Origin of the sequence: Proteus penneri (assembly GCF_022369495.1) — a bacterium.
In the GTDB taxonomy this organism is placed as follows: domain Bacteria; phylum Pseudomonadota; class Gammaproteobacteria; order Enterobacterales; family Enterobacteriaceae; genus Proteus; species Proteus penneri.
In genome coordinates, this window is record NZ_CP059690.1 from 1966878 (window position 1) to 1992762 (window position 25885).

A 25885-nucleotide genomic window follows, 5' to 3' on the forward strand; every position below is an offset into this window, starting at 1 on the left:
TTACTTTCTATTTGTTGATAGTTTATCACTAAGGTAATGCGATGACTGTTCTTCCTATTTATTATGTTAATGCTTTTTCCTCTCTACCTTTTTCAGGAAATCCTGCGGCTGTCGTTTTATTAGAAGAATGGTTGCCTGATAACACCTTAATTACTCTTGCTAGTGAGATTAATTTACCTGAAACCGCTTTTTTAGTTGGCGACCATATTCGTTGGTTTACACCTAAAATTGAAGTTCCCCTTTGTGGACACGCAACATTGGCCACTGCTTTTGTACTAAAAACGATAAAACAGTCCCCTGATGATCTCTTTAAATTCCAATCTCTTTCGGGTGAACTCACTGTTTCTTGTCAAAGCACTCTCTTTACACTTAATTTCCCAGCCATACCCGCGACGTTGAATAACGGTATAAAATCAGCGATTGAAGAAAAATTAGCATTACAAATAGATGAAGTTTGGCAAGCGCGTGATCGTTATGTTTGCTTTTTATCTGATCCTGAAACAGTGATTAGTTATCAACCTGATTTCTCTCAAATCGCACAGTTAGATTTACCCGGCGTGATTATCACAGCTAAAGGCCACTCTCCTTTTGATTTTATTTCTCGTTTCTTTGCCCCCGTAAAAGGGGTAAATGAAGATCCCGTTACTGGTACGTCTCACTGTGTATTAGCGCCAATTTGGAGTAATAAACTCAATAAAAAACAATTAAAAGCAAGGCAAGTTTCAAAACGAGGTGGAAATATCGACTGTGCGCTAAAAGATAATCGTGTTTTACTGACAGGAGAGGCTGTACTCTTTTTAACTGGTGAAATAACCTTTTAATTATGAGCGATATAATCAGCCCTTCATCTACTTTGCTTTCAATTTACTCTATTTTATACTGTGGGCAATTTCTCCCTACAGTATAAAAAGAAGGCTTTATTGTTATGTCCATCTCTGACTTATCTCTTGAACTACAAGATAAAATTAAAAATTCAATCACCCGTGTATCTAAAGTCATATTCCCTACTACGACTAATCACCACTCAACACTCTTTGGTGGCACAGCATTAGCTTGGATGGATGAAGTTTCATTTATTACCGCCACTCGTTTTAGCCGTAAACGCCTAGTGACAGTTTCAACTGAAAAAATAAATTTTAATCACCCTATTCCATCCGGGACGATTATTGAATTAGTAGGTGAAGTTATTCGTGTTGGTCGTACAAGTTTGACGGTAAATGTTTCTATTTTTCTTGAAGATATGTACGCAGAAGGTCGTGAAGAAGTGATCCACGGTCAGTTTAATTTTGTTGCGGTTGATCATGACGGAAAACCAACTCCATTATTCGATAAATAATATCTTATAGAGAGATTTGTCATACTTTTTATCTTTCTTAATTAAAAACTACACTATTTTATTAAGTTTTTTATTATTTTTAATAATAACAAAGTATTAATAACATTAATTTAGATGGATATTTTTCAATCAAAACAAAATAACCAATAAAATCAATAAATAATAAGATTACTAACATGTAAGACAAGAGTTATCCACAATTAATGTGGATAACTGAATAAATCTAAAAAATCACAGAACACAGATTTTTGTTACCACAAATTCAATCTGACACAAAGTCAGTTTCCGTCCCACTATTGCACTTTCAGCAATAACAATATCCGTTGATTGTGAATACAATCGCCCCACTTCCAGCGCGAATTCAATAGTGGGTTCAATCAGTAATATCACCCCGACATCTTCAATATCAACAGGAAAATCTGCAAAAGTGCTAAGTTGTGCCACTTGTTTTATCTTATTTTTAGCAATTTCTTGCGCTTTTTCCGTTGCTATTTTATTAACTCTTACTTGTTTTTCAAAAACACCACCACCAGAATGAAGATAGATCATAATTTACTCATTATAGAAAACAAAGGCTGTTATCTTTATTATTCAAATCGAAGGTATAAAAGCCAGTAGATAAATAAAAAAGAAACAGCCTTATCCCTAATTTTCATTCTATCGAATACAATACAAAAGTGCTTTACCAGCCATAAGAAACACCGCCGCCGACAACACCGCGATCTTCTGTGTTCCATGAAGCAGAAACGCGAATAATGGCACTTTCTGTTATTTGATACTGGGCACCGGTTGCCAATGCATTCGCATCACGATAATTACCCACTCCCACACCTAAACTAAATGTGTGATTAGTCACGTAAGGAATATTAGCCATCGCTGCGACAGAAGCAATGCCCGCACTTGCCCTTTTGTCTGCCTTATCAATTTTATTATCCATATTCTTAAGTGCAATATCATTATCAAGAAAGATATTTTTAAATTTATTATTGGTGTATTCATTTGCGATAGAGATAGAATCATTTTTTGATTTTTCGATATATTCCTTCAGCGATTCATCTCTTTCATTAATTATCGTGTTAGTCACATAAATATACTCATTTCCTTTTTGGGTAACATAATTTTGATGTTCTTTGGTTAATTTCGCATTATTTTTTCCAATCAGCCTTTCCACACCTGATGCTATTTTACTGATCTCAATATCTGTATAACTGTTAGCATTTTTTTCTGATGCATTAACCTTTCGAGTTGTTAAAAAAGTCATTTCATCTTTAATATTATCAACATGTTTAACTATTTTTTTATCATGCTCATTCACTTTAAAATCAGTGTATTCTTTACTCTTATTTTCAGATTCAGCAACTCTAGTATTTATGTTTTTTTCGATTCCTTCTTTCATATTATTAACTTTATTATTAGTATAATTTTCAGCATCTACCCTAACATCAGATAACCTGTCTTCATTATAAAGATAAATTTCATTTTTAACTTCATTGATATAACTAACTGTATTATCTTGGTGTTCTTTGATTTTATTATCAGTATATTGATTTGATTTTTTTTCTGCACTTTCAGCAAATGCTTTTGCCTTTAATTCACTTTCTTTTAAGACTGTTTCATTTGCTTTTATAATATTTTCTGTTATTACTTTATTATTTTCATTAATACGCTCATCTGTCTCAATAAGAATATTATTTTTTTCTTTCCTTAATTGAGAAATATTAACCGCATCGGTATCTTCAGTTCCTGCGGCAACATTAATAATTTGTCTCTGATTTTTATCACTGCCGATTGATAATGTATTATTACGATTATTACTACTGTTATCGCCTAATATAATCGCATTACTTGCTGATCCGGAAGATTTGCTACCAATAATAACTGAATTATCTGCATTATCAGAAAGGTGGCTACCACTACCTAAAATAACACCATTTTCAGCGTTATTTATTGCCCCTCTCCCTATACTAATTGAATCTTTATTTTCACTATAAGCTTGTGTTCCAATAGAAAGAGAACCTTCTCCAATAGCCATAGCACCACTTCCCAATGACATCGCATTATCACCAATAGCTGTACTTTTATGACCTATTGCAGTTGCATTTTCGCCTTCGGCTCCTGCATTAGCACCAATTGCCGTTGATTGATCAGAATGTGCCCACGTATTGTATCCAACTGCCGTAGATTCATTACCATCGGCTCTACTATTTACACCTAATAAGGTCGTATTATTTGCATAAGATAAAGGTGATGATAATAATGAAATAACTAATAGTTTCACCTTAAAATATTTATTTTTAATCATATCCACATCACTCCATAATTAATTAACTCATATATAGAGTAATATGTATTTTATTTTTTACACATTATATATATTATAAAATAAACTAATAATAAATTGAAACTCTATTAATTAAAGATAATAACATCACAATACAATTAACTTTATTATAAATAAAAAGTCTCTACTTGATTCATATTTAAATAATAATCAATAACTAAAGAATATTGATGAAAAAAGGAAATAAAATTCAAATAAATTTATTCGCTATTTACAAAGAATAAAAATTTTTTACTTTTGAGATAATGATCAAATAAAGGGTATCTCTAATCTAGAAATAATAATGCCATTTATTAAACGAAACACTAAGTAAATCCCCTAAACTTATTTCTGTTTAGGGGGTTAGCATTATTCAATAAATTGTGCTTCTGCGATTAATAATTTATCAATTGATGATTGGCATAAAAGAGGTCTAAGTGTTTCAAATTTCTTTTCCGACCATTGGTAAATCTTTAAAGATAAAAGTTGCTCAATAACCTTTGGCTCAAAACGATATTTAAGGTGTCGAGCGGGTATCCCTCCCACAATGCTATAAGGCTCAACATTTTTGGAAACAACACTATTAGCCGCAACAATAGCACCTTCTCCAATCGTCACACCGGGCATTATCATTGCACGCATTCCTATCCATACACCATCATGAATATGAGTATCACCTTTACCAATATAGGCTTCCTCAAGCTTATCCATAAAAGGATAGAGTGAAAACCAATCCATACGGTGAGTATGATTTCCACCCATTAATATAACCGCCTGTGCGCCAATACAGACATAATCACCAACATATAATTTATCAATTTCCCACAATGGCTCCCATTGCAGGCTAACTTCATCACCATAAAGATAACGAACAACAGAAGTTTCAAAACCATCATCCCAACAATCACTGTAATAACTGTGTTGCCCTTTAATGATAATATTTTGATTTTTAACTGTTTCGTGCAGATATTCTACACGTGACCAATGTTTATTTTTCATAATATGACTCGTAATAAATTAATGAGCCATCAAAGAATGCTTAATTCTCTGATGATGTGTTCGCATTCAAAACACATCGTCTTAGGCAATCCTTGGTTGAAGCAATAAAGGATTCTTTTTCATCTTGTTTACGACCTATTTTTACAACACAATACGATTATGCTTGCAGTTTATCCGCACCATCATAAAGGTTATTAAAGAAAAAGCCACGGATACCCTTAATAACCCTCTGTTATTTCCCGTGGCTTAATATCACTATTTAAAAAAGTCTTTGCTACCATGAGGCGCACAACGTAAGTATTGAGGCGCTACTTTGATGGTTTGTTTGAGTTTTTCTGCCGCATGCCAAGGCCAGCGAGGATCATAAAGAATACCTCGACCCAAAGCGATAAAGTCAGCTTGCTCTGTAAGCAAAATGGCTTCGGCCTGTTCTGGCTCGGTAATTAAACCAACAGTAATAACAGGTAGTTGCGTTTCATTATAAATTGCTTGGGCAAATGGTACTTGGTAATTAGGACCCAGTTTAATTTCTTGTTTTTCTGATAATCCACCAGAAGAAACATGAATATAATGACAACCTAATTCTTCAAGATGTTGTGTTAACGCAATCGTACTTTCTAAGTCCCAACCACCTTCCACCCAATCAGTCGCAGAAATTCTGATACCGACACAGACATTATCAGAAACTGCATTTTTCACAGCCACAAAGATATCCACCAATAACCGACTACGATTATTGAAATCGCCACCGTATTGATCCGTTCTGTGATTTGATAATGGAGATAAGAATTCATGCAATAAATACCCATGAGCACCGTGGATCTCAATAACATCAAATCCTGCTGACTCAGCTCTTCTCGCAGCATCAACAAAAGCTTGTTTTATTTCTTCAATTTCATCAATAGCCAGAGCATGAGGCTGATGATTTTTTCCAAAAGGAATTTCTGAAGGTGCAACTTTTTGCCATCCATTAGGAGTTCCTGGCGCTAATGATGCTCCGCCATTCCAAGGTAAATCGGTCGATGCTTTACGTCCTGCATGTGCAATCTGTATACCCATTTTTGCAGGTGAATATTGCTTAATATTATCAACAAGTTTTTTTAATTCATTGCCATGTTGATCAGACCAAATGCCTAAATCTTTATAACTAATACGACCTCTTGGCTCAACCGCAGTTGCTTCAACAATCACTAGCGACGCACCAGATAGTGCTAGTTGCCCATAATGAATAGTGTGCCATGCTGTCGGGTAACCTTCTTGTGCTGAATATTGGCACATAGGTGCAACGATAATACGGTTATCTAACTGATGGGGGCCTAGTTTTTTAGGGGAGAACAACAAACTCATTTAAAGCCTCCTGCTACCAATAAGAATTTATGCAAAGAAAAATATCTTCACACTTGTATATACTATTTAAATATACAAGTTTAAGGCTATCGGATCTTATGCATTTAGGCGATGGTTTACTTCACATTGTGAAAAACAAAAAGATCAGTATCAATTACTGATCATTTTGCTAATTAATCATTAAATTTGGCAGGTTTCACCAATAAGTAAAAATGGAAAAATACAAATTTCTGTTCGTTATCAGTAAGATAAAACAACAATTATTGACGACACAAAATATACATTAATGCCAAAAAGTTATTGGCTATTTCAACATTGGGCTAATGATATGTTATTGGTGGTACCATTAAATTTGCCATTTAACTTAATATTGTGGGATAACTCACTTTATAAGTAATAACATCATGTGAAATGCTCCCAGAGGGTTGGGAGCATTTCTGACACAGAATGATTTAATTTATACTAAATAACACCATCTAATTTCATATAAATTCCTTTTATTAAAAATTAAATTCCTTTTCAAGTAGTTAATATTTATTGCAAGAGTATAGATGAATCAAGTAAATAATTTAAATCTAATAAAATGTTGTACAACAGGGATATATTAAAACAACTATTTATTTTTAATAAAAGAATAAGACATCAATTTGATAGCTATATTAACCAATGAAATCAATGTTTTATATTTATATTATTTTAAAAATGAAACCTTATTTATTGAATATCATTTTATAATAGACTTCACTTTTAAATCTAAAGTAGTTTAAATAAAGTATTTAAGTTACTTTAGCATAATAAGACGAGATATTTATTATTCACATTAGTGTTTATTACACGGATTCTATCTAAATACATCTTTAATATTAAATGCCTTAATGCGATAAACATGAAATAAGTGGCATACTTACCTCAATTTATTTCTAAAAATTCCAGTCATTTATTTTTAGTAATACATATTAAATAAAAATTTATCTTACATTAAGAGTTCATTAATCAAACCTTGCTTTGCATTTTATTATATTGCTCAATTTTTATTTGGCTCTTATACTTTCTTAAGACAATTTTAGATAGGTATTATCATGAATATTTTATTGGTTGAAGACGATTTACAACTCGGTAAAGCACTTTGTCGCGGGCTTGAAATTGCTGGTTTTCAGCCATGTTGGGTCAGATTGCTTGCAGATGCTCGTGTTCAATTAAGTCAGCGTCCTTTTGATTTAATGCTATTAGATTTAGGCCTACCTGATGGTGAGGGGCAGGATGAACTGATTGCACTTAGAAAAAATGGCGAGAAAATCCCGATTATCAATTTAACTGCCCGCACTCAAATTGATAATTTAGTACAAACATTAGATTCAGGTGCAGATGATTTCTTACCAAAGCCTTTTGCTATGCCAGAACTGATTTCTCGCGTAAAAGCGGTTAGTCGTAGAATGGCCGGTTTTTCTTCACAAATATGGTCTATTGGCGATTTACAACTTAATCCAGCAAACCATCAAGTCACTTTAAATGACGAATTGCTTTTATTATCAGGTAAAGAATATCAACTATTATATGAATTAATGCGTAATACTGACAATGTGGTGCGTAAATCAGAGTTGGAACAACGTTTATTTGGTTTAGACGATAAAATTGAAAGTAATTCCCTTGAAGTGCATATGCATAATTTACGGAGAAAAATAGGTAAAGAACGTATTATCACGGTTCGTGGCGTAGGTTATTTATTAAAAAAAGAAACTAATTAAATGAAAATCCGCTCCTTCTTTATTTACACCATTGTCCTTCAGATTATCTCCATAATTATGCTTTGGGGCGTTTGGTTAGCTTGGATACAATTTGATTATCTTGCTGAGTTCGAAAAAGTTTACAACAAACAGCAAGAAATTATTGCTGAGGGTTTTGCTAATACCTTAGAGATTGTGGCTGACCAACCTGAAGTTATCAAAGAAGTCGCTCATAATTTACAAGGTATGTATATCGATGCCATGCTTAATGGTGAAGATGATGAACTACAATATCTACCATGGTTTATTGCCTTAGATGAAAATAATACGTTAATTTATACTAACCGCCCTGAGTTGCCTATCCCTACAAGAGTACTTTCATTAGCATCAGAAAAAGTGTCTGTCGCTGGTGAAAAATGGATACTTTCTTTTAGTTGGGGAGAAAAACATAAAATAAAAGTCTTTATTGGTGAATCAGTTGAAGACAGAGGCCATGTTATTGGTAACCCCGTTGAAGGCACCTTTATTCCTTTCTTATTTATTCTCGCAACTGTTATTTTTGCAATCTTAATTACCGCATATTTTAGTTTACGGCCTTTAAGACAAGCAGCTGAACTTATCTCCAATCGCAAACCGCGTAACTTAACACCAATTAATGTAAGCCAACAATTTAAAGAAATTCGCCCTATCTTTAAAGAACTAAACCAATTAATGGCCAGAATTGACGAGGCCAATATTCGTGAAAAACAATTTATGGCAGATGCAGCTCATGAATTAAGAACACCAATAGCTGCAGTTATTGCTCAATTACACTTACTCTCTTTAGTCGATGATCAGCAAGAGCGAGAAGAAATTATTGATGATATGAAACAATCTCTTGATAGAGCAGCTGCTCTTTCTCATCAATTAATTGATTTAGCGCGACTAGAATGTGACAACTTCCCATTAAAAATAGAATCTCTTGATATCTATAACGTCATTGGAAATGCAATAGCACAACACGTTCCTTATGCGATTACTAAAAATATTGAGTTATCACTTAATGAAGGCCACGCTTTGACGATTAAAACCGATAAACAGGCTTTACTTTCTATATTTAATAATCTGCTTGATAATGCCATAAAATATTGCCCTAAAGGTAGTCAAGTTGAGGTAACTATTGAGAATCGATACGTGGAAGGGATCCATGTTATTGTGCGTGATAATGGCCCTGGTGTCGCAAAAGAACATATCAATGCTCTATTTTCACGTTTTTATCGCGTTCCTGGCTCTAACGCAACAGGCAGCGGATTAGGTCTATCTATTGCACAAAATCTCGCTAAAAAAATTCAAGCATCGCTAATTATTACTGAAGGATTAAATAATAAAGGGATTGGTTTTATTATTGTTTTACCTTTAGAAGTGAAATTATCAGATAATGATTAACAGAATAAATGATAAATTTACCGCACTGCTATATAACAATAAAAATCTGAAAGCAGTGCGATAAATTTGATAAAGAATATCTGTCTAGTCAATTATTTTTTAAGTGTTTTATCAAGGTAAATCTCTCGTAACCGTTGGGATAAATGCCCAACTGCACCCTGATTAATATCTTGATTATCGATTGAAATAACTGGCCAAATTAATGTAGTCGCTGAGCTAATAAAAGCTTCTTTGGCTTTTTTCGCCTCATCAAGTGTAAATCGGCGTTCTATTATTTTAAGCCCTTCTTCTTTCGCTAATTGAATAATCGCTTGGCGTGTAATACCTGGTAAAATATCCTGACTCAGTGGCCGTGTAATAATTTCATTATCATGATTAACAATAAAGAAATTACTTGAACTACCTTCTGTTATATAGCCTTCTTTAATTAAAATGGCATCATCAGCACCTTGTTGATGTGCTTGATGTTTGGCTAAACAAGCAGCTAATAGGGCAACGGTTTTTATATCACAACGTTGCCAACGAATATCTTCAACACTGATCACTGAAATCCCTTCTTTTGCATTAGGGTGATTAACCACTGTTGAATGTTGAACAAAAGCCACTATTGTGGAAGAGACGGATGAAGGTGGAAAATCAAAAAAACGAGAGGAATCTGTACCTCGAGTTATTTGCAAATAAATAAGCCCTTCATGAAGATTATTTTTTTCGATAAGCTGATGATGAATATTAATTAATTGATCTTTAGTAATGGGAATCGATAAACCCAATTCTTTACATGATCGTTGTAATCGTTGGAAATGCCCGCTAAAGTCGATTAGTTGACTATCGATAACCGCAGTAACTTCATAAACTGCATCTGCAAATAAAAAACCACGGTCAAAAACAGATACTTTAGCCTGCTCTCTAGGTACAAAGTGACCGTCTAAATACACTATATCAGACATTTTACCTCCGCTATAAATTTGATTTATTTTTTGATTTAACCTACCACTCTACTCTTTCAATTTTATATTTCAAAAATGATTTATCTACCTTCATACCTCTTTTTAATTATATTTTTTTTTAAAGAAATCATGCTATATAAGCAAAAATTGCTATAATTTAGCTTATGTACCAAACATAAGGAAAAAGGGGTTGCTATGTTAGATATTAATAAAAATAATTTATCTCAACTAACAGAAAAACTAGTTAAAAAACAATGCACTTTAATGAACGTTATTGCTGTATTAGGTTTAATTGCGGGTATTATCTGTATTATTAATCCGCTCTCTTCTGGTATCGTTATCAGCGTATTGTTAGGTATTATATTTATAGTCTGTGGTATCTCGACCATTTTTGGTGGCTTTAATACCCAAGTGTTTTCAGGTTGGTCAATACTGATTACATTATTAGCGGGTTTTATTTATCTTCTGCTCGGCTATATTTTTATTTCTGATCCATTGCAAGGAATGCTAAGTCTTGCTTTCTTTATTAGTTTTTTATTTATTTTTGCAGGAATATTTCGTTTAGTTATCGGTTTCAAACAAATTAAAGATAATTATTATGGCTGGTTTAATATTCTAGCGGGTATTTTAGATTTAGTTATCGCTTATTTCTTATTCGCATTTAATCTTGAAACGTCTATCGCTTTAGTTATGGCGCTAATTGGTATACAGCTTATTTTAAGCTCAATCACTATTTTATCCATTACTGGTGCTATAAAACGAATGACGCACTAATCATCTTTTCAGCTAACAGTAGCTTTAAACGTAAAGAGCCACATCATGTGGCTCTTTAGTAGAAAAAATCTTCTTATGTTAAGCACAAGGTAAACGCAGAGATACCGTATACATATTTTCTCCACAAAGATAACAGTTTCCTGTTCTTTCAAATACCATCACCTGAATACCGAGATGCCCGACTTCAATATTAGGCAATGCATCTGCCAAAATACTCTCTAATGCAGGCTCAACAATTTCAACGATATTAATAGGGTCGTTATTAAGTGTTGCATCGTGTAAGAAATCATCTAAACGAGGATCATCGGCGTAGATTTCAAGTGTAGAACGATACACTAGAGTTCTATCACTGCTATTTGCCCGAGAATAACCATTAAAGATGATGACTATTTTTTGGATATTCATTTTTGCTACGCGGTTTTTAATTTGCAAACATAAAGAAGGAACAAGCCTAATATTTACAGAGTTAAAATAGCGGTCACAAATTTGTGGAATAATGACACTAATACTAGGTTTAGGTGCAATATTTCTAATTTGTTTACTGCACTCCCCCGTTAAAGAGTTATCAACAATAATACGTTCACGTCGAGAAAAACAGACATTATCGAATATATCAACAGTAAAGAAAGAAATATAATGAATACCATTTGTTAATGACTGATTTTCTAATTTCACAGAAACGGCTGATTTGTCAGTACATGGCAACATCTTAAGTTGGTCATTAAAATAAAACCCAACTTGTGTGCTTTCACTAATATCGCGACCTAAAATAAGATTCGCGTTAACGCAATAATTTTCGCTATGATAGCTGAGAATACCATTTAATGTTGCAGGCACTCTAGGAGAAGGCAATTTCTCCGTTGTCATTTCAACATAGTAATCTCTGGATTTAATTGGCTTCGTTGGATCTTCGCTATTTTCAGTTTCGGCATGGAATATAGCGATTTGTTTAGGTTCACTCTTTTTAAATTTCACTTTAAAATTTGCAATACCGTATTTGTTCGTTTTGCTAATATTACTTTGCTCGCCATCGGAATTATAAATTTCTGGCTCAACAGCTAATGTGCTATTCTCCACATCGTAAATTAATTTGACCTCTTTATTTTGACTATCCTCACCTTCTTCATCTTGAAGATGTACCACAAAACTTTTAGAAACACTTTCCCACTTACTTGGCCATTGCATAGATTCTGAACGTATTGTTAACAAGTCATCAAACTTCTCACAATTAGTCGCTATACAATCATTATTAGGATTAGGCTTTGGAGGCGTAACTCGAATTTGAATCGGTGTTGCATAATGAACAATGTTTTCATCATCTTCATCTTTTAAGATTAATTGTAATGATGCTACCCCACTTCGATTACCCATTAAAGAAATTTCTGTTTTGTTGTCATCCACTATCGTGATGTAGACATCTTTATTATTAGGTAGAATTAAAATCCCTTTCGGACTCGTACGCCATTCTGCCAAACGTAGATTAATCCCCGTGACAACCACCTCATACTTGATAACTCGGTTCATTTTAACTTCGTTATCAGTCTCATCTGGTAATGATTTGACTTGATTGAACTCAATCTTCACATCATCATCATCAGTAACAACTTGAGACTGCATATTATGAACGGGAGGCTGAAGAGCTAACTTGTCCTTCTCACCTTGTATGATTTTTTGCAAACGTTCTTCTTTTGTTTCGATATTCATTGAGTGATTTCCTTTCTTTTTCCGATTCCATTTTTAGCTTAAAGCAAAAAATTTGAGCGAAAATCACAATAGAAAAAAGTCAACTAAGCATTGTTGTTAGACGAAACAAAAAAATGTTTAATAAACAACAAGATAAAAAGCATTCCAATATGAACCCATTTATGGAAACAATAAAAACACCTTTAATATAAAAAATAATTTAAAATTTAAAATATTTTTGTATAAAGCTATTGACTGTTATGGAAATGTGATTAAAATCAATCTTAGAAAATATTTGTGATATGAGTCACATTTTATTAATAGGATACTTAATATGAAATCAATGACTTCTTTTATTACTCATCTGCACCAAGTTGTTGTAAAATTATCATCAACTCGCTTACTGTAATTATTTGATTTAAAATAAAATATAGTATAAAGCCAGAAATAGCACCCTCATCGTACAAAAGACTATTTCTGGCTTTTATTCACTCTACTACGCTTATTCACCCTTTCGTTTACCCTCGCATTTTTCGTAACAAAAAATTCACCTTATTGAACTAAGCTCTCTTTTCTATAATCTTAATATACAACCCGCATTAACTATGAGGATATTTTATGCAGCAGCAACTGCTTACATGGATACGTCAATTTAATGAAGAGTACGCCCAAGTTGCTTCTCTCCTACTCGTTTTAGCCATTATTTTTCTTGTCGCAATCATTCTTCATTTTATTTTGCACAGGTTAGTTTTACCTAAAATTTCCAAAGCGATAAGTCAGTACGATCAGAAATGGCAACTTTCTCTAGAAATAAATAAGTTATTTAGTCGGTTTGCTTTTTTAATCCAAGGTATTGTTGTTAATATCCAAGCGTTGGTGTGGATGGGATCGGGTAAAACCCAAGAAATTCTCACCACCAGTGCTCAAGCATGGTGCTTAATTTTTGGCTTGTTGATGCTTTTCTCTATTATGGATCTCTGTATGCAGATCATGAGAAATTCATCCTCATTTGGCCGATTACCATTAAAAGGTATTTTTCAAAGCTTAAAACTCGCCGCCTCAGTGCTGATTGGGATAATGATTATTTCCCTACTTATTGGCAAATCACCCCTTATTTTACTCAGTGGTTTAGGCGCCATGACGGCGGTATTAATGTTGGTGTTTAAAGATCCAATTATGGGATTAGTCGCCGGTATTCAATTATCTGCAAACAACATGATAAGTCTTGGTGACTGGCTAGAAATGCCTAAATATGGAGCTGATGGCGCTGTCATTGATATTAGTTTAACAACTGTCAAAGTGCGTAATTGGGATAATACGGTTACGACTATTCCAACTTATTCTCTGATTTCAGATTCTTTTAAAAACTGGCAAGCAATGACAAAATCAGGAGGACGTCGTATTAAAAGAAGTCTTGCTCTTGATATTAACAGCATCCATTTTTTAGATAAAAAACAAATTGATAATCTGGAAAAGGCCCACTTGTTAGCGCCTTATATAAAAAATAAGGAAAGTGAAATTAATCAATTCAATGCAACCTTGGGCAATGAATGTCAAACACCATTAAACCAACGAGGCATGACCAATATTGGAACCTTCCGTGCGTATGTTGAAGCTTATTTAAAAAACCATCCTAATGTTCATAAGCAAATGACGATTATGGTAAGACAATTAGCACCAACTTCGGATGGGCTACCCATTGAAATTTACGCCTTTACGAACACCACTGTTTGGGTTCAATACGAGGCAATTCAATCAGATATATTTGATCATATCTTTGCTATTTTGCCTCAATTCGGCTTAAGGGTTCACCAATCTCCAACCGGAAATGATGTAAGAGCACTCAGATTTCCTGTCGAAAATAATCCTCAATAAATCATTTTCGTATTAAGTAAAAAAGAAGAGTTATTCTTCTTTTTTACTTTTCTAATTAACAAATATTTTTAATCTCTTATTTTGTTATTATGTTAACAATCTTGTTTTTCTAGATATTTATGAAAATCGATATGTTATTTTTTACATATCGATTGATTGTTAAATCCTATTTAATTTATATTTCGTTTACCACTAAAGTGGTATTTATCAAAAAATGTAACCATTTGTTTAATAATTATTTTTTTAGATAACGTTATTAACATTTTTTATATTGATATAAATCATTATAGGTAGAAGGGTTATAACTTAACATATATATACAACTTTACTTGTTGTGAAAAATGTTAGGGTAATGTCAATGTCAAAAATTAAAAATAATACTTCTATTACTGAAATGAGTCGGCGTGGATTCATTCAGTCTGCAGCAGTTATTTCTGGTGCTGCCGCTGTTGCAGGAACGGTTTCATTACCATTCGCTGCTAATGCTCAAATCCCCCAGGGTATTCGTCCTGATGAGACTTCAGAAACTATCAAATACAGTGCATGCTTAGTGAACTGTGGTAGCCGTTGTCCATTAAAAGTGCATGTGAAAGATGGCGTTATTCGTCGTATTTCTAATGAAACTATGTATGACGATTCAACATTCGGTCTTCACCAAATTCGCCCGTGTCTGCGTGGTCGTTCTGTACGCTGGAAAACGTATAACCCAGATCGTTTAAAATACCCAATGAAGCGAGTTGGTAAACGTGGTGAAGGTAAATTTGAACGCATTTCTTGGGATGAAGCCACTTCAATCATCGCGGAAAAATTAAAATATACCATCGAAAAATACGGTAATGAGTCCATTTATTACCAATATGGTACAGGCTCTACTGGCGCAAACTTACACGGTAGAACCGCATGTAAACGTTTATTAAGCACTGTTGGCGGCTTTTTAAGTGACTATGGTACTTATTCATACTCTCAATTAACCGGTATTGTGCCTTATGTTTATGGGGACATGTTAGAATCACTGTTAACAGAAATTGAGAATTCAGACTTAGTCGTGATGTTTGGTCATAACCTTGCTGAAACTCGTATGTCTGGTGGTGGTCAGTTCTATGAAACATTAAATGCGTTAGATAAGAGCAAAAGTAAAGTTATCATCATTGACCCTCGTCGTACCGATAGTGTGACAACATTAGGTGCCGAATGGATCCCTATTTATCCAGGTACCGATGCTGCATTAGTCGCTGCATTAGGTTATGTAATGATCCAAGAAGGCATCACCGATGAAGATTTCTTACGTGAATATTGTGTCGGTTGGGATAAACAAACATTACCAGCATCAGCGCCTGAAAATGGCTCTTATAAAGATTATATTTTAGGTAATGGCCCAGATGGCATTGCCAAAACACCTGAATGGGCGAGTAAATTAACCGGTATTTCTGTTTCTCGTATTATCCAATTAGCGCGTGAAATTGGTGGTGCAAGAGCTGCGTGGATCTCTCAAGGTTGGGGTATCCAGCGTACTTCAAATGGTGAGCAGGCATGTCGCGCGATTATGATGCTGCCATTAATGTCAGGTCATATTGGTCGTCCAGGTACAAATACCGGTTGTTGGGGCGGTAACGTTGCTTATCCAGTTGCCAGTTTTGCTCTGCCTAACCCAGTTAAAACCTTGATCCCAACATTTATGTGGTCTGAAGCAATTGCTCGCGGTGATCAACTGACCAGCAAAAATGCAGGTGTTAGAAATAAAGATAAACTCGACACAGGTATTAAATTTATGTGGTGTTATTCCAGTAACGTGATTGGTAACCAACACGCTGACTTGAATAAAACACATGATTTACTGCAAGATGAATCAAAATGTGAGTTTATTTTAGTGTGGGATAACCACATGACACCATCTGCAAAATACGCTGATATTTTATTGCCAGATGTGACAACTGTTGAGACTAACGATCTTATCAATAACTCTTATGCAAGTGGTGCTTACCACTATGTCGTCCGTTTACAAAATGCAATTAAACCACTTTGGGAAAACCGCCCTTGCTATGATGTCTTAACTGACATAGCAGAAAAGATGGGCACCAAAGAGCAATTTACTGAAGGACGTACTTACGAAGAGTGGATTGAATATTGCTATAACCAAATGCGTGAGAAAAATCCAGCGCTACCTACATTTGCAGAAACTAACGATGTAGGAATTATCGATCGTAAATTACCTAATCGTAATCAATACGTTGCACTTGAAGCATTCCGTCAAGATCCTATCGCTAACCCATTAAAAACAGCGTCAGGTAAGATTGAAATTTATTCTGAAAAACTAATGCAAGATACCGATGGCTGGGTTTTACCTGAAGGCGACCGTATCCCTGCAATTCCAGAATATTGTAAAAATGAAGAAGGTGTTGAAAACGTTAAGCTTAAAGAGAAATTCCCTCTACAAATGACCGGTTTCCACGACAAAGGCCACGTTCACTCTAGTTACTATAACGTTGCTATGTTACGTGAAGCTATTCCGCATCAATTCTGGTTAAACCCAATTGATGCGCAAGAACGCGGATTAAAATCTGGCGATATTGCTGAGATTTATAATGATCGTGGTCGTTTAAATATTCGCGTTAAAGTGACAGATCGTGTATTACCTGGTGTGATTGCAGTACCGCAAGGTGCGTGGCGTTCACTTGATACAACAGGTGTAGATACAGGTGGATGTATTAATACATTAACAAGCTGGCACCCATCGCCGTTTGCTAAAGGAAATCCACAACATACAAACCTTGTTGAAGTGAAACGTGCATAAGGAGTTAACTCATGAAGCAATATGGTTTTTATTTTGACTCCACTAAATGCACTGGCTGTAAAACCTGTCAAGTCAGTTGCAAGGATGAAAAAGATTTAGATTTAGGGCCTAAATTCCGTCGTGTTTATGAATACGGTGGTGGTAGCTGGGCAAAACAAGACGGGATCTGGACACAAAATATCTACAGTTATTATTTATCCATTTCTTGTAACCATTGTTCAAATCCTACTTGTGTAGCAGGTTGCCCAACTGGCGCTATGCATAAACGTGAAGAAGATGGTTTAGTGGTTGTTAACCAAGATATTTGTGTTGGTTGTCGTTATTGTGAGTTACGTTGCCCTTATGGTGCACCACAATTCGATGAGAAGAAAAAACTCATGTCTAAGTGTGATGGTTGCTACGAACGTGTAGCACAAGGCATGAAACCGGTTTGTGTTGAGTCTTGTCCTCAACGTGCACTTGATTTTGATGATATTGAAGTGATCAGAGCAAAACACGGTACTGAGTGTGGTATCGCACCAATGCCTGATCCTAGTTTGACCAATCCAAATATCGTGATCAAAGCACACAAAGAAGCTAAACCTTCTGGTGATAAAACCGGTTCAGTTCAAAATGCGGCGGAGGTATAAACCATGCATGAACTTCCTCTAGTCTTTTTTACTGTTTTAGGTTCATCAGCAGCAGGCCTATTTCTTATTGCTTATATCAGTAAAAAATTAGGTCAAATTGATGAAAACCAACTACGTAATGCGAATATTTTAGCGTTGGTTTTAACATTAGTTGGTTTAGGTATTGGTGGATTACACGTTGGTCAGCCACTGCGTTTTTTCAATATGCTTTTAGGCGTTGGTCGTTCTCCAATGAGTAACGAAGCGTTTTTAAGTGGTGTGTTTACAGGTTTTGCTTTCGCAACTGTTGCTCTCACTATAATGAAAAAATGGAAGGGATTACGTGAAATTTGTAACCTATTTACCGTTGTTTTTGGTTTAGCATTTGTTTGGTCAATTCCGCAAGTTTATCATATTCCTACAATTGCTAACTGGAATACAGACTACACTACATTGCAATTCTGGATGACACTGTTAGTTGGCGGTGGTGTATTAGCAATGGCAATAGGTGCAAGACGTTTAGCCGCATTATCCTTTATTATCGGTGCCATTATTACTTTTGCTACTCGCTCTGGTTATGTTAGCTTCCTTGGCTTTACTGGCCCAGAACTCAGCGCTGATCAATCTCTATTTTGGGGATTCCAATTAGCGGTATTAGCATTGGGTATTGTTATCGTTGGGTTTACAGCCCTAAAAGCACAGGCATCAAAAATGACGCTAGTAACTTGTGCTACTGCGGTCATTATTGCCGAGTTATCAGGCCGTATCGCTTTCTATAACTTATGGCATATTACAATGTAATCTAAAGTTATAGCTGATTAATCAGTTATAAAAAAGAAACAAAAATGCATACCTTTTTAGGTATGCATTTTTTTTAGAATGAAGAACCAGGTTGTTGTAAAAAATCTAATTCTTCTGGTGTAGATGTTCGTCCTAAAATTTCATTACGATGAGGATAGCGACCATATTTATCAATAATTTCTTTGTGTCTTAGTTCATATTGATAAGTATTTTCATCATTAAGCTGAGAAAAAAAGATAACCGCATCTTGATGAATTTTAGCTGACTCTGAATGCATAAATGGCATTATCATAAATTTACGTTTAACGGGGGTTAATGTCAGATATTCAGGTAACCGAATAGCTTCTTGCGCTAAGATTAATGCCATATTATCTTGGGCAAAGGCTTTTGGTGTATCGCGCCAAATATTACGCGAGAACTGATCAAGAATAATAATCTCAGCTAAGCGTCCTTCTATCGTTTCTCTCCATGATGCCAACTCACCACGACTCGCGCTTAACCATAATTCACCAAATCTGCGGCTAATTTCTTTATCAAACTGAAGATCTTTTTTAAACCATTGCTCTGGTGTGCATTCTTCAAACCAAAACGTCAAAGTTGATTGATAAGGGATCATAAAAACTACCACGCTAGTTGTTTATTAATCAAAACAGCGTTTATTTTCATCAAAATAAACGTCATTGGCGGTTTACTACTGTAGTAAGTTACCATTTTAATATAGTGACAGCTATTAACCCCAATCCGAAAAGGGCATAAAAATAAATCCCCTTTTCAATCTTAAAAGGGGATTTTAAATGCTTCCTAGCTAACGCTTAAATCCATTAAGTCGCGCCATCCATAAGCCAATTTATCTACAAGTATGTATAAAATGGCATTCATCCCATTTGTTACATTCTGTCGATATCATGATGTAATATAATTAACCTGCGCATTTACAAACATCAAATTTATCTCTTCATCACTATCCTGCCTTAAAAATCAGCATTTAAAAATTTTAATTTTTATAGTGAAACTACTAAAAAAAATCTATATCGTTTTGTTCTATTGTTTATAGAATATCATTTTAAAACAATAAAGATTGTTATAAATAACAAATAAAATCAATGCGATATATTTCATTCTTTTGATTCCTCAGCTTTAATCTTGTTATTATCTTGTGTGATTACTCCCAAAAGAGATCGAAGATCAAAAATGAGATGAATGTTTAAAATTTGCACATTAGTAATGACATTTATTGAAAAGTTTGCCCTATTCCTCTGTTTCTTTAACAATTTTAGAGTACAATTGTTGCAGTCTATTTACTGAATGATCTGTTATGTCTGCTATCTCTATTATTGGAATAAGCTACCTTATTGGAGCTGTAATATCGTTTATTATTACTTTCTTTTTAACCAAAGATCCGAGTCTAGCTATGCGCCTTTTAAGTGCATTACTAATCGCCTTAACTTGGCCGCTTAGTTTTCCTATGGCACTTATCTTTTCTATTTTTAGTTAGTTTTTTATTTAATTTAAATTTAATAACAGTAGTTATATTCTATTAATTTAGAATAATAGCTATTTACGTTTTATTCTTATATAAATACATTAATTTTTTTGTATAAATAACACTTTTAGCTTAGATTTTATCTAAAAAAGAATATCTAATTGCTCGTTATTTTATTCAAGTAATTATAGTCCTATCAGGTAATATCAGAATGTTATATTAATACTCAGTTTATCGAGATAGAGCATCATTTTAAAATCTAATGTTAGAGTAAATATTTTTATAAATTTACAATCAAATTTAATTTCATTACAGTATCTTATGTAAATTGGTTAGATACGCGTATTGTTTACTATTACCAATAATAATTTTTTAATTAGAGCTAGAATATGTTTAGTGAAAATGTCATTACAGATATTATCTATTGGATTGAAGAAAATTTAGAGAAAGATCTAAAACTTGAGAATGTTTCACAAAAATCAGGATATTCCAAATGGCATCTTCAACGCATGTTTAAAGAGCAAACAGGATTGACATTAGCCTCTTATATTCGAGCAAGACGACTTTCTTGTGCTGCTGTTGAATTACGCTTACAAAAAACACCACTGCTGGATATTGCATTAAAATATCGTTTTGATTCTCAGCAGACATTCTCAAGAGCGTTTAAAAAGCTATTTGATATGACGCCCTATAATTATCGTAGAAAAGAGAATTGGCAAGCTTATGGCTTTACATTACCGTTAAGAAAATTTAGTGGTTTTAATTTAGATATCGAAATCGTCACAATAGACTCTCTTCCATTAATCGGTATAGAGCATACCTATAAAGCTAATATGATTGGTTGGAATTTTAATACAGAAAAAGCGCGAGAAGATTACTGGAAAGTATTCTTTCAACATACGCACTCCAAGCATGAGCGGGTATATGCTTTACATAATATTTTATCTAATAAAAATAATGAATTGACAATAAAATATGCAACTATGATGGAAAATAAACCTGACGTTTATCATCCTCAATTTAAAAATCATGCACATATAAAAAATACAAAGTATTTAAAATTCAGTATTCCAGAAGCATTATTAAAATTAGATTATAAAGATATTATCTATAACACCTATGGTATTTTACTTAGAAAACTTAATATCCCAAGAAAGAATGGTGCTCCCGATATTGAAGAGTATATATTTAAAGATGATTATCCAGCTTCAATTCTCGCTACTAATCCTGCATCGTTATTAAAAGATGTTAATTATTATATTCCGATTGAAGTGGATAATAATGAAAAAGGTAAGATAAAAGAATAATTTTATCTTACAAAATGAAGCAACGAGATACTGGGAAATAATACAAATTAGTAAATGATTTAACATTATTTAACGTAACTAATAAAGAAAAAACCCGCTATCTCTTACGAGATAACGGGTTCTTATATGGTGCCGGCTACCGGAGTCGAACTGGTGACCTACTGATTACAAGTCAGTTGCTCTACCAACTGAGCTAAGCCGGCTAATTCTGGCGGAAGGATAGAGATTCGAACTCTAGGATGGTTTCCCATCGGCGGTTTTCAAGACCGCTGCCTTCAGCCACTCGGCCATCCTTCCATAGCGCGAAATTATGCCTATCTCTGACCCCGCTGTCTAGTCCTGATTGTAAAAAAAATGACTTTTTTATCTGTTTGCTCAATCTTCAAACGTTTTATGCTTAAAAAATGCTAACTCTCTAATATATTGGTTAATTTTTGATAACTAGAGATCAAAAATTATAGTGATATCGAGAGATAAATAGAGTAACCCAAAAGAAATAAAATAAGAGGGAATAGAAAAAAGAGAATTATGGATAAGAAAAACCCGCTATCTCTTGAGAGATAACGGGTCTTATATGGTGCCGGCTACCGGAGTCGAACTGGTGACCTACTGATTACAAGTCAGTTGCTCTACCAACTGAGCTAAGCCGGCTAATTCTGGCGGAAGGATAGAGATTCGAACTCTAGGATGGTTTCCCATCGGCGGTTTTCAAGACCGCTGCCTTCAGCCACTCGGCCATCCTTCCATAGCGCGAAATTATGCCTATCTCTGACCCCGCTGTCTAGCTCCGATTGTAAAAAAATTGAATTTTTTAGTTTGTTTGCTCAAAGTTCATCCGAATATCCCTTTTAAAGTGATAACCTGTTAATATAATGGCCGAATAATGATGACTGTTTATTCTATTTTTAAATTACATTGTCTCTTAAGGGCTCGCAAACTGAATGCGTACATTGAACCAACTCAAGCCAAATACACTAACTCGTCTATATGCCCTGTTTCTTCTTTTTATGGTCATATCGCTTTTTTTATACGCTTACAGCTATTTCAACACTTGGCTAGATAGCAAAAAAAACGCGATAAACAATACGACTCAAAAATTCGCGCGGCAGGTTGAAGATTATCGCTATCACTCTAATCAGCTTTTCCAGTTATCAAATAAAATAGCTGATACCTCAATATTCCCTATATTGCGACTTAATCCAATAAAATTACGTTCTGATGTATTTTGGCTTGAAGGTCGAGACCAAACCGTAGATTCTATTATATTTGGTAAACCCAATGAGCAAACCTTTCAGTTGGCACAACGATTCGCAAATTCACTCGAAATTCTTTGGGGTGTACGTAATGATTACAGTTCACTTTATTATTTAAATGGTAAAGGAAATGATCTTATCTTAATTACGACCCATTCTGTGCTTAAGCCAGAGATCCGTTACAAAGAAAGCTATTTAACATTAACGGCTGAAAATAAACGGTCTGAGTTATTGATGCAATCAACAGCATTAGATGAAAAAGAGAGTCTTTCACCTATTAGGAAAATGTCTACAGAAAACATTTATTACTATACTTATCGTATTATGTTTAATGTGCCGGGTCAGTTAACCAGCGTAGTAGCGTTTGATTTGCCTATCAATAATTTCTTACCTTCAGAGTTATCTCCACACTACTTAAGATTACTGCCAACAGGTCAGCAATCTGTCTATGACAAAAATGACATTGAAATATCAACCGACGGCTCATCACTGATTTTTTCTCAACCAATTATTGGGATCCCCTATTCACTCTCTTATGAATACCCAATGAAGTCGATGATCAAAGAAATTGTCTACAAAAATATTTGGTTATTAATCAGCTTAATGGTATTTGTTTCTATTTCCGTTTTTGGCCATATCTATATCCGTAATAAGTACGTTTACCCTTATATCTCTATGACACGTAATCTACGGATCAAAGAAGAGATGACTCACGACATCATTTCAAATCTCCCGATAGGATTATTAGTCTATAATTTTTCCTCTAATCATAAGATTATTAGTAACAGTCATGCAGAAAAACTATTACCTCATATCGATTTATCTAAGATCCGCCAAATGGCAGTTGAGCACAATGGTTTAATCCAAACCGCTATCAACAACGAAATTTATGAAATAAGAACAAGTAATAATAACAATATTGACAATACATCATTATTCATATTTCTGAATAAAGATAACGAAGCTCTGATCAATAAAAAATTACAACTTGCACAGCAAGAATATGAGAAAAATACCATCGCTCGACGCAAGATTTTATCTAATATGTCATTAGAATTAATGCGCCCCATCAAAGATATAAATGAGATGGTTTATCAATTCAAAGATTTATTACCCGAAGATACTCATCAACAATTGCTTAGTTTATTATTAGAGAAAACAAATTACATTTCTGAATGGATAGAAAACATTACATTAATTAATAAGTTAGAAAATCAAGAATGGAAAATACATAAGGATGAATTTGAACTATCAACATTAGTTGAATCTATTCTGACAACAGCATCACCTTTTATGATAAGAAAAGGCTTAACACTTTATTTCCACAATAATATAAAGCCTGGGTTACTTTTAATTAACGATGGTCCCGCATTAAGTAAGATTATTTTATCATTGATTAATTATGCCATTAGTACGACTAATTATGGAAAGATAACCGTTAATCTAAATTTAGTTAAAGATGAAGATGAAGAAAAGATAGTGATTGATATTATTGACAGTGGAAGTGGGCTTACACCTCAAGACATTGCTAATATAAAATACCCATTCTTAGGCCAAGCAATGGGAGACAAATATTATTCTAATTCAGGCATCATTTTTTATTTATGCCATTTACTGTGTAATAAGATACAGGGAGAATTAACTATTAAGAGCCAAGAAAGTATTGGTTCTCATTTCCGAATTGCACTCCCATACCAGCATATAGATACAGAAGAACGGACTTTTAACGTATTATTAGAAGGAATAAACGCAAAACTCGCCATAAAAAACCCTGAAATAGAAAAAATCATTCGCCAACAGCTTGATAAATATGGTGCTACATACTTTGATAAAAATAGAGAGAATCTTTATCCTGAATACGATATCATACTTAGGGATACACCGAATGATAATCCTGAATCTCCAACAATATTATTAATAAGCTCTGTTGTTGGTTTCGAAAAAATATCAAAAGATTTAATAAAGTGTAACTATAACTTCGGTGACCCTTTAATTGAGGCTATTACTTATTTAATTGAAGAAAATGAGTCAATTTCCCTAGATACAACTAAAGAGAGTATTTGGGATGAAAATAATAACCTTGATAAATACGAAGTAATTCTTAATAATTACAGGAAGAAGTTGAATGGTAGTGATTATAAGGAACTATTTATCAGTACTGTTCCTATTGATGTTGAAAAACTACACTTAGAAGCAACAAATAAAGACTTTCATTCTCTAGCCCAGACAACTCATCGTCTAAAAGGTGTTTTTGCCATGTTAGATTTAGAATATCTCAGAGAAAGCTGTGAATATTTAGAGCATGACATAAAAAATCATAATGAATTAGAGATCAAAGAACGTATCACTCAACTGGATAAATGGATTCAACAGTTGCTGCAGCAAGGTAACAATTAAACATGAATAACCTTAATATTATTATTGCCGATGATCACCCAATCGTTTTATTCGGTATTCGTAAATCTTTAGAACAAATTGAATGGGTCAATGTTGTAGGTGAGTTTGAAGATTCAACTTCACTTATCAATAACTTACCTAAGTTAAATGTGGATGCTTTAATTACTGACTTATCTATGCCTGGCGATAAGTATGGTGATGGTATTACACTCATTAAGTACATTAAAAGACATTATCCCAATTTGTCGATTATTGTACTAACAATGAATAACAACCCTGCTATTTTGAGCGCAGTCCTTGATCTTGAAATTGAAGGTATTGTGCTTAAGCAAGGAGCGCCAACTGACCTGCCAAAAGCATTGGCTGCACTACAAAAAGGCAAGAAATTTATGCCTGAAAGCGTTGCAAAGCTACTTGAAAAAGTAAATGCTAATGGTTATGGCGATAAACGTTTATCACCCAAAGAAAGTGAAGTACTAAGATTATTTGCTGAAGGCTTCCTTGTGACCGAAATCGCCAAAAAACTCAATCGCAGTATTAAAACGATTAGTAGTCAGAAAAAATCAGCTATGATGAAATTAGGTGTCGATAACGATATCGCATTGCTTAATTACTTGTCATCAGTGACTATTGATAAGGAAATTAACGGCCCAGATTAATTTCACCGTAATTGCCTTAACCGAGTCGATAAAATCAGGAAGCTCAACCCTTTGCGGGAGCTTCTCTGTTTTTTTGTTTTTTTACTCTTTATCACTCATTCTCTTTGCACTTATTTCTCTTTCCTTGCAAATACTTTCCGTTGAAGCACCTTATAA

General features: G+C 34.0%; 20 protein-coding genes and 4 tRNA genes. 13 read left to right on the plus strand and 11 right to left on the minus strand.

Translation table 11 applies throughout. The features are described 5' to 3' along the window. The first annotated feature begins 41 nt into the window (after window positions 1-41). Together H1225_RS08990 and H1225_RS08995 are read left to right on the plus strand one after the other, a co-directional pair. A complete protein-coding gene (locus tag H1225_RS08990) occupies window positions 42-821 on the plus strand; it encodes a PhzF family phenazine biosynthesis protein (protein WP_109847268.1) in 780 nt (259 codons plus the stop codon). 104 nt (window positions 822-925) lie between these two features. Beyond that, on the plus strand, window positions 926-1336 hold the full coding sequence (locus tag H1225_RS08995) for an acyl-CoA thioesterase (RefSeq protein WP_161724940.1): 411 nt from the start codon (window positions 926-928) through the stop codon (window positions 1334-1336). Window positions 1337-1567: 231 nt separating this feature from the next. Here H1225_RS08995 and H1225_RS09000 read toward each other — a convergent pair whose 3' ends face one another. The 4 genes from H1225_RS09000 to H1225_RS09015 all read right to left on the minus strand — a co-directional run bounded on the left by H1225_RS09000 (window position 1568) and on the right by H1225_RS09015 (window position 6002). Continuing rightward, window positions 1568-1885, minus strand: a complete 318-nt coding sequence (locus tag H1225_RS09000; RefSeq protein WP_109847267.1) for a hypothetical protein — start codon at window positions 1883-1885, stop codon at window positions 1568-1570. Window positions 1886-2018: 133 nt separating this feature from the next. Next, window positions 2019-3638 (minus strand): YadA-like family protein, encoded by a 1620-nt coding sequence (locus H1225_RS09005; protein WP_109847266.1) that lies wholly within the window; start codon window positions 3636-3638, stop codon window positions 2019-2021. Window positions 3639-4025: 387 nt separating this feature from the next. Then, window positions 4026-4655 (minus strand): CatB-related O-acetyltransferase, encoded by a 630-nt coding sequence (locus H1225_RS09010; RefSeq protein ID WP_006533243.1) that lies wholly within the window; start codon window positions 4653-4655, stop codon window positions 4026-4028. A gap of 255 nt (window positions 4656-4910) precedes the next feature. After that, window positions 4911-6002 (minus strand): NADH:flavin oxidoreductase/NADH oxidase, encoded by a 1092-nt coding sequence (locus H1225_RS09015; RefSeq protein WP_006533245.1) that lies wholly within the window; start codon window positions 6000-6002, stop codon window positions 4911-4913. A 1079-nt stretch (window positions 6003-7081) separates the two neighbouring features. On the opposite strand from H1225_RS09015, the gene H1225_RS09020 reads away from it, so the two are divergent. Then, on the plus strand, window positions 7082-7747 hold the full coding sequence (locus tag H1225_RS09020) for a response regulator (protein ID WP_239739675.1): 666 nt from the start codon (window positions 7082-7084) through the stop codon (window positions 7745-7747). Beyond that, window positions 7748-9151 carry an ATP-binding protein gene (locus H1225_RS09025; protein ID WP_115065478.1) on the plus strand — a complete coding sequence of 468 codons (1404 nt, stop codon included), beginning with the start codon at window positions 7748-7750 and terminating at the stop codon, window positions 9149-9151. A 92-nt stretch (window positions 9152-9243) separates the two neighbouring features. Here the strand turns inward: H1225_RS09025 and H1225_RS09030 are convergent, their stop codons facing one another. Further along, window positions 9244-10098, minus strand: coding sequence for a D-amino-acid transaminase (locus H1225_RS09030; protein ID WP_109847263.1), 855 nt, complete (start codon window positions 10096-10098; stop codon window positions 9244-9246). 195 nt (window positions 10099-10293) lie between these two features. Here H1225_RS09030 and H1225_RS09035 point away from each other — a divergent pair, with 195 nt between their 5' ends. After that, window positions 10294-10872, plus strand: a complete 579-nt coding sequence (locus H1225_RS09035) for an HdeD family acid-resistance protein (RefSeq protein ID WP_109847262.1) — start codon at window positions 10294-10296, stop codon at window positions 10870-10872. A 78-nt stretch (window positions 10873-10950) separates the two neighbouring features. Here H1225_RS09035 and H1225_RS09040 read toward each other — a convergent pair whose 3' ends face one another. Further along, window positions 10951-12576 carry a hypothetical protein gene (locus tag H1225_RS09040; protein ID WP_109847261.1) on the minus strand — a complete coding sequence of 542 codons (1626 nt, stop codon included), beginning with the start codon at window positions 12574-12576 and terminating at the stop codon, window positions 10951-10953. A 597-nt stretch (window positions 12577-13173) separates the two neighbouring features. On the opposite strand from H1225_RS09040, the gene H1225_RS09045 reads away from it, so the two are divergent. The 4 genes from H1225_RS09045 to H1225_RS09060 all read left to right on the plus strand — a co-directional run bounded on the left by H1225_RS09045 (window position 13174) and on the right by H1225_RS09060 (window position 18630). Beyond that, the gene (locus tag H1225_RS09045) at window positions 13174-14430 is read left to right on the plus strand and encodes a mechanosensitive ion channel family protein (protein ID WP_072063150.1); all 1257 of its coding nucleotides are present in this window, start codon (window positions 13174-13176) and stop codon (window positions 14428-14430) included. Window positions 14431-14788: 358 nt separating this feature from the next. Further along, the gene (locus H1225_RS09050) at window positions 14789-17221 is read left to right on the plus strand and encodes a DMSO/selenate family reductase complex A subunit (protein WP_109847260.1); all 2433 of its coding nucleotides are present in this window, start codon (window positions 14789-14791) and stop codon (window positions 17219-17221) included. An 11-nt stretch (window positions 17222-17232) separates the two neighbouring features. Next, window positions 17233-17850 (plus strand): DMSO/selenate family reductase complex B subunit, encoded by a 618-nt coding sequence (locus tag H1225_RS09055; RefSeq protein WP_023581764.1) that lies wholly within the window; start codon window positions 17233-17235, stop codon window positions 17848-17850. A gap of 3 nt (window positions 17851-17853) precedes the next feature. Next, window positions 17854-18630, plus strand: coding sequence for a dimethyl sulfoxide reductase anchor subunit family protein (locus tag H1225_RS09060; RefSeq protein WP_239739676.1), 777 nt, complete (start codon window positions 17854-17856; stop codon window positions 18628-18630). Window positions 18631-18703: 73 nt separating this feature from the next. Here the strand turns inward: H1225_RS09060 and H1225_RS09065 are convergent, their stop codons facing one another. Further along, complete coding sequence (locus tag H1225_RS09065) at window positions 18704-19246, minus strand: DUF924 family protein (protein ID WP_109847259.1); 543 nt, start codon at window positions 19244-19246, stop codon at window positions 18704-18706. Between the two features lie 699 nt (window positions 19247-19945). Here H1225_RS09065 and H1225_RS09070 point away from each other — a divergent pair. Together H1225_RS09070 and H1225_RS09075 are read left to right on the plus strand one after the other, a co-directional pair. Next, window positions 19946-20125 carry a GhoT/OrtT family toxin gene (locus H1225_RS09070; RefSeq protein WP_036912664.1) on the plus strand — a complete coding sequence of 60 codons (180 nt, stop codon included), beginning with the start codon at window positions 19946-19948 and terminating at the stop codon, window positions 20123-20125. Window positions 20126-20502: 377 nt separating this feature from the next. Beyond that, window positions 20503-21420 (plus strand): helix-turn-helix domain-containing protein, encoded by a 918-nt coding sequence (locus H1225_RS09075; RefSeq protein WP_072063153.1) that lies wholly within the window; start codon window positions 20503-20505, stop codon window positions 21418-21420. Window positions 21421-21547: 127 nt separating this feature from the next. Here the strand turns inward: H1225_RS09075 and H1225_RS09080 are convergent. The 4 genes from H1225_RS09080 to H1225_RS09095 all read right to left on the minus strand — a co-directional run bounded on the left by H1225_RS09080 (window position 21548) and on the right by H1225_RS09095 (window position 22165). Next, a tRNA-Thr gene (locus H1225_RS09080) sits at window positions 21548-21623 on the minus strand. A gap of 6 nt (window positions 21624-21629) precedes the next feature. Next, window positions 21630-21717, minus strand: a tRNA-Ser gene (locus H1225_RS09085). Window positions 21718-21995: 278 nt separating this feature from the next. After that, window positions 21996-22071: transfer RNA gene (locus H1225_RS09090), tRNA-Thr, on the minus strand. Window positions 22072-22077: 6 nt separating this feature from the next. Next, a tRNA-Ser gene (locus H1225_RS09095) sits at window positions 22078-22165 on the minus strand. A 196-nt stretch (window positions 22166-22361) separates the two neighbouring features. Here H1225_RS09095 and rcsD point away from each other — a divergent pair. After that, window positions 22362-25070, plus strand: coding sequence for a phosphotransferase RcsD (gene rcsD / locus H1225_RS09100; RefSeq protein WP_161671490.1), 2709 nt, complete (start codon window positions 22362-22364; stop codon window positions 25068-25070). 2 nt (window positions 25071-25072) lie between these two features. Continuing rightward, window positions 25073-25729, plus strand: a complete 657-nt coding sequence (gene rcsB / locus H1225_RS09105; protein WP_006533269.1) for a response regulator transcription factor RcsB — start codon at window positions 25073-25075, stop codon at window positions 25727-25729. The last annotated feature ends 156 nt before the right edge of the window (window positions 25730-25885 follow it).